4 protein-coding genes are annotated in these 5156 nt (G+C 52.7%); all 4 read right to left on the bottom strand.

Features of this window, described 5'->3' with window-relative positions; translation table 11 throughout:
• Positions 1-809: 809 nt before the first annotated feature.
• Positions 810-2060, bottom strand: coding sequence for an ABC transporter permease (locus AS151_RS02860; RefSeq protein WP_071515565.1), 1251 nt, complete (start codon positions 2058-2060; stop codon positions 810-812).
• Positions 2061-2357: 297 nt separating this feature from the next.
• Positions 2358-3563 carry a beta-ketoacyl-ACP synthase gene (locus AS151_RS02855; protein WP_071515564.1) on the bottom strand — a complete coding sequence of 402 codons (1206 nt, stop codon included), beginning with the start codon at positions 3561-3563 and terminating at the stop codon, positions 2358-2360.
• Complete coding sequence (locus AS151_RS02850) at positions 3539-4246, bottom strand: peptidylprolyl isomerase (RefSeq protein WP_071515563.1); 708 nt, start codon at positions 4244-4246, stop codon at positions 3539-3541. Before AS151_RS02850 ends, AS151_RS02855 begins: the two co-directional genes overlap by 25 nt.
• A gap of 54 nt (positions 4247-4300) precedes the next feature.
• Positions 4301-4870: a photosystem I assembly protein Ycf4 gene (locus AS151_RS02845; RefSeq protein WP_071515562.1), complete on the bottom strand. Its 570-nt coding sequence runs from the start codon at positions 4868-4870 to the stop codon at positions 4301-4303.
• Between the last annotated feature and the right edge of the window lie 286 nt (positions 4871-5156).

Here is a 5156-nt window from a genome sequence, read left to right as displayed (position 1 = left end):
AACCCCAGACAACTCAAGTTAAATGGAGGTGAAAGTCCTCCCGCCAAGGTGCATTGGTTGAAAGCATTACCCGCAGTGCTGGGGTAGGATCTCAGAGCTGAAGCCGGGTAAAACGGAGGTAACCCGTAGTCGTATCGGGAATCCCTCCTAGCAAGTGGATATGGCTAATCGAAAGGTAAACTGATGTTTGAACCTTCGTCATGCCCAACCAGCTTTAAGCGGCTGTCAAGCTGGAGCCAAAAGGCAAAGGATATTGGTCAAGGGCGTATTGCTCCACGACCCTTATGCACTGACAATAAACCCGGAGGAAAGTCAGAGCCTAACCCCACTACCAATTTAGCTTGGGAACGAAGTAGCTCCTTTATTGACCCCTCGAATTTGATTCGAGAAGCCGACCTAACGGTATCGTTGTAAAGGAGGAAGGATGTCCGAAGAAGCTAATGTCTTAGGTAATGCTAAGAATATGCCGACCTCGGACGGTGAAACGGGTAAACCTTCGGATGATTAGCCCTGTATATGACAAATACCCACCATTTGGTGAGGTCTGTATATGAGGTAATTGACCTCAAGGGGTGAAAACTCAGAAGGTAAGGGACTACGGGAGAAATCCCTATAAACCTTAGTCAGTGGACCCGTTCCCAGGAGCCTTAGAGCGGGAAACTGTCAAGTCCGGTTTTGAAGGAGAGGTGTCCGGGGGTGACCCCGGCATCGACTCTAACTCGGAGCATCGGGGCATCGGAGAAAACAACCAATTATATCTCCCAAGCTCCCACGCTCGGTACGCTCGGTACGCCCCCACGCCCCCACGCTCAGGCTTTAAACACGATCGCGGGATCGATGCGGAAGACTTTTTGGATGGCAAAAACGGCGGCGCTAACGCAAATGACCGTAGTGATGCCGAAAACAGCAATGGCGGTGGTGGGGGTGATGAGGATTAAAATGCCTTGGGTGCTGTAGGAGATGCTACTAATTGCCAGACAAAGGAGCATGCCGGGAATGTAGCCGAAAACGCCCATCCAGAGGGCTTGTTCGATGATGACACCGTACAAAACGCGATCGCTGGCACCCATAGCTTTCAGGGTGCCAAATTCTTTAATATTATCGGAGACGGAAGCGTATAAAATTTGTCCGACCACCACCACACCAACCACGACGCCGACGGCTGCTCCCAATCCCAGGATAAAGCCAATGCCGGTGCGGGTTTTCCAGTAATCGCGGGTGCGATTGGCCATTTCTTCGCGGGTGTAGGCACGAACGCCTACCAGTTTCGATTCCAAGCGTTGTTTTAACTGCTCCACATCCTGACCGGATTCGGCACTGACCAAAATATAGGTTACCAAGTCGGAGGCTTGCAGGGGGGGTGGTTCTGGGGGAGGGTCTTCGGTAATTTTAGAATCGCGATTGCGTTCGTAAATGTTGGTACAGCGAATGTTACCGTCTTGGATAGTACAGTTGACGGAGGATTTTAACCGCGCGTTCAAGTAGGCGTTGGCTGTAGATAGGGAAGTATATAAAAACGGGCTGGAAACGATGGATTGGTTGCCCTGGGTAATCCCCACCACTTCAACGGGCAAAAAATTGACCTCTGCCTCGTCGCCTACCGCACTTACATCCAAAGCGTTTTGCACGGAACTGTCTATTATCGCTGTATAGGGTTCAGTTAAATCGCTCACCTGACCGGATTCTACGTTCCAGGGGGAAAACAATTCCCCTTGGGGATCGAAGCCAATCACCTGCACGGGGGCAATTTCCCCTTGAAAAGTGCGCCAGCGTGCCGAACGCATCAATAAGCCTTCTGCGGCGTCTACCCCTTGGATTTGGCGTGCTTGCAGCAAATGTTCTACAGGTAGGGGGGTAGTGAGGCTGAGGTGGATCATTTCTTCGGAAGCCACCCAAATATCGGCTTCGGATTTATCGATAATTAAAGCCGTGGAACGCACAAAACCGTTGAAAATACCGGTTTCGATGGTTACCAAGCTGACGGCGAACATAATCCCCGCTTGGGCAACGAGCAGGCGGGGAATATCTTCCAACAGATTTTTGCGGGCGAGGTCAACCATGAATGTTCGAGCGTTATCTGTTCTGGGGGGGGGAAGGTTTCTACTTGCTATGGCGTTTTTGTGGCAGGAAGTAAGATCGTTCGCCCCTACTATGTTCCATTGTGGCATTGTCGCTGGCTTGGTCTGGGGGAAATCCCATAAAGGATTGCTGAGATTTGTCTGAAAATTTGGTTTCATACGAAATCCGCACTGCGAAGACCCGAAAAATTCCCCAGGCTAAGGCGAAAACTTCTTGTGGTTTTTTCCCTCCTCGGTACTCCTGTATTTCAAATGTGATTTGTACGCATCGGATTTGGCTTAAAAAGGTGATTTGCCCAAAGCGACGACGGCGTTTTGACCACCAAAGCCAAAGCTAAAGTTGAGAACTTGGTTGAGGGGGGCTGGTTGGGATTTTTGCACCCAATGGATTTGGGGAAATTCTGGTTGTTGCAATCCCACGCAGGGGGGCACGGTCTGCTGTTGCAATGCTAACAGGGAAAAAGCGGCACCGACGGCTCCGGAAGCACCTAAGGGATGCCCGGTGGCGCCTTTGGTGGCACTGACCAATACGGTTTCGGGAAATAGGTTTTGGATGAGGGTGGCTTCTCGGGCGTCGCCGATGCTGGTGCCGGTGCCGTGGGCGTGGATGTAGTCGATATCTTCTGGATTGAGATGGCTGGCTGCCAAACATTGTTTGACGGCAAGAATGGCGCTTTCGGGGGTTGAGGTGGGAGCGCTTATGTGGTAGGCATCGGCGCTAAATCCGGTGCCCAAGACTTGAGCGTAGGCGGGCACTTGCCGTTTTTGGGCTCGTGCGGGGGTTTCTAAGACGAAAACGGCACCAGCTTCGGCGAGGACAAATCCTTCCCGATGGCGGTCGAAGGGATAGCAGCCGGTGGTGGCTAAAGCGCCCATACGGCGAAAACCGGCTAGGGTGAGGGGGGTGATGGGGGCTTCTACGGCACCAGCGATCGCTTGTTCGCAGGTACCGGTGGCAATGAGTTCGCAGGCTTGAGCGATCGCCCACAATCCGGTGGCACAGGCTGCCATGGGCGATCGCACCGCTGTTTGGGAGCCAATTTGCCGCGCGGCTGCCATGGAGGTTTCGGCGGGGAAGGCTGGCAGCCAATTGTCGAGAAAATCTGTGGCAACAGGCGGCGACGATTGGTAGTAGCGGTGGGCTAGTTCTTCTAGGCGACTTTGTTGGGAACGGCTGGAACCGATAACCACGGCACAATCGGGCAGGGGCACCGAAAGTTGGGCATCGGCGATCGCAGCACGAACGGTTTTTTCTAGCAGTGTGGGCACATTGGTAGGGCGATTGCCCAACAAAGCCAAAGGAAAAGGGGGTAGGTCGGCAAATGGCTGTTGGCAGGTAACGCCGGTTTTTCCCGCTAGCAGCCGCCTCCAGCTAGATCGCAAATCTTCCCCCAACGACGACACAGCGCCGATTCCCGTAATGACGGGTCTATTGATGCTCTTTTGATACTGTTGGGCGCTCAAGACCGTTGCAAATTCTCCCATCCTTCTACAACTTGCACCGATTGAATGCGATCGCCTTTTTGAATGGTATCGACGACCTGCATGCCTTCGGTTACGTATCCGAATACAGCATAGTTGCCATCGAGAAATTCTAAATCCGCCAACGCAAAGAAAAATTGTGCCGAAGCAGTATTGGGCATTTGCGATCGCGCCATGGAGACGGCACCACGTTGGTGGCGCAACACCGGTGGGGCAGTAATGCCAGCTTCGGAGAAGGTTTGGTTGTATACCGGTTCGTCGGCGCCCTGGGGCAAAATTTCTAAAGGAATATAACGAGGCTGAGAGGTTTCGGGATCGACAAAATGACCGGTTCCCAGCTTCGATAGGGGAAATTGCGGGTCGCGACTTTGGGGATCGCCCCCTTGCACCACAAACGGTTCCGGTTGTTTGACAATCCGGTGAAAAGCTGTGTTGTCGTATACGCCACGGCGAACCAGATCGACAAAGTTGCCCGCGGTAATGGGGGCAGCATCGCCCCGCAGTTCGATGGTGATGGGGCGGTTCTGGACCACCATCACCACAGTGGCTTTTCCGTTTAAGCGCGGCAAATGGCTAAACTCCTCGTTTGTGGTTGTGCCCTGGCTGGGGGAACGGCTGCATCCTCCCAGAAAAAGGGCGATCGCCAGCCATCCAGCCAGCAAGCTATGGTAAACGGTTCTTCCCATCTTTGAAAAAAGATACAGACGGCATCTGTGCGGTTTGCCATTGTAGAACCAACTTTACAACCCTTCGAGCGGTACGCGCAAAAAGCGGGCTAGGTCGGCACCGCGGTTTTCCAAATCCGATAGCCGCATGGGTTCTCCGCCGGCTGGAGTGAGGGGAATTTCGCGCATCCCTTTGACTTTGAGGTAGAGGGCGCGTTTGGGGTTGAGTCCTTCTTTGACTTCAATGCGTACCGATTGGATGTCTTCGAGGTTGCATTCCACTTCAATGCGGCGGTTTTTGCCGGGAAATCCCCAGCGGAAAATTTTGGCTTTGCCGGTTTCGCGGTTAAACTCGTTGTAGCCGCCGCCGATATTCCACAGCAGCGTCAGCCACAGATACAGTGCCAGCAACAAACCGGCAACGCCGTAAAACCCCATGACCGCGCCTTGGGGCAAAAATTCCAGTTGGGTGGGGTCGGAAAACGGTAGCAGGTTGACTTGGGTGTAGCTGGAAATGCCCGAAAGCAGAAATCCCGTGGCACCGCCGGTGACGACCACAGCCCAGAAATAGTTGCTGGGACGCCGAGACCCTTTAATTGGCTGACGCCAAACGCGATCGCTGGTGGAAACCGTATTCGCTGTCATAGGAGATACACTCTCTTCCTTGGATTTACAATTCGTTACAGGGTAGGCAAACAGGCACGGAATTAAAATTTTATTATGTTTTCGTAGGAGGCTTTACGAATTTTCTCCTGCGATTAATATATACTTATGTTAACTTAATTAAGAATCCCAAGCGATTTCTTATAAAGCAAAAGGGTTTGAGCAAACAATGACGATAGCTGTAGAACGTCCGCAAGTAGAACGCGGCTGGTTTGACGTACTCGACGATTGGCTGAAGCGCGATCGCTTCGTCTTCGTCGGTTGGTCC

This window comes from Geitlerinema sp. PCC 9228 (assembly GCF_001870905.1).
Classification (GTDB): Bacteria; Cyanobacteriota; Cyanobacteriia; order Cyanobacteriales; family PCC-9228; genus PCC-9228.
The sequence above is the reverse complement of the archived record's forward strand: the minus strand, read 5'-3'. Positions and strand labels throughout refer to the sequence as shown.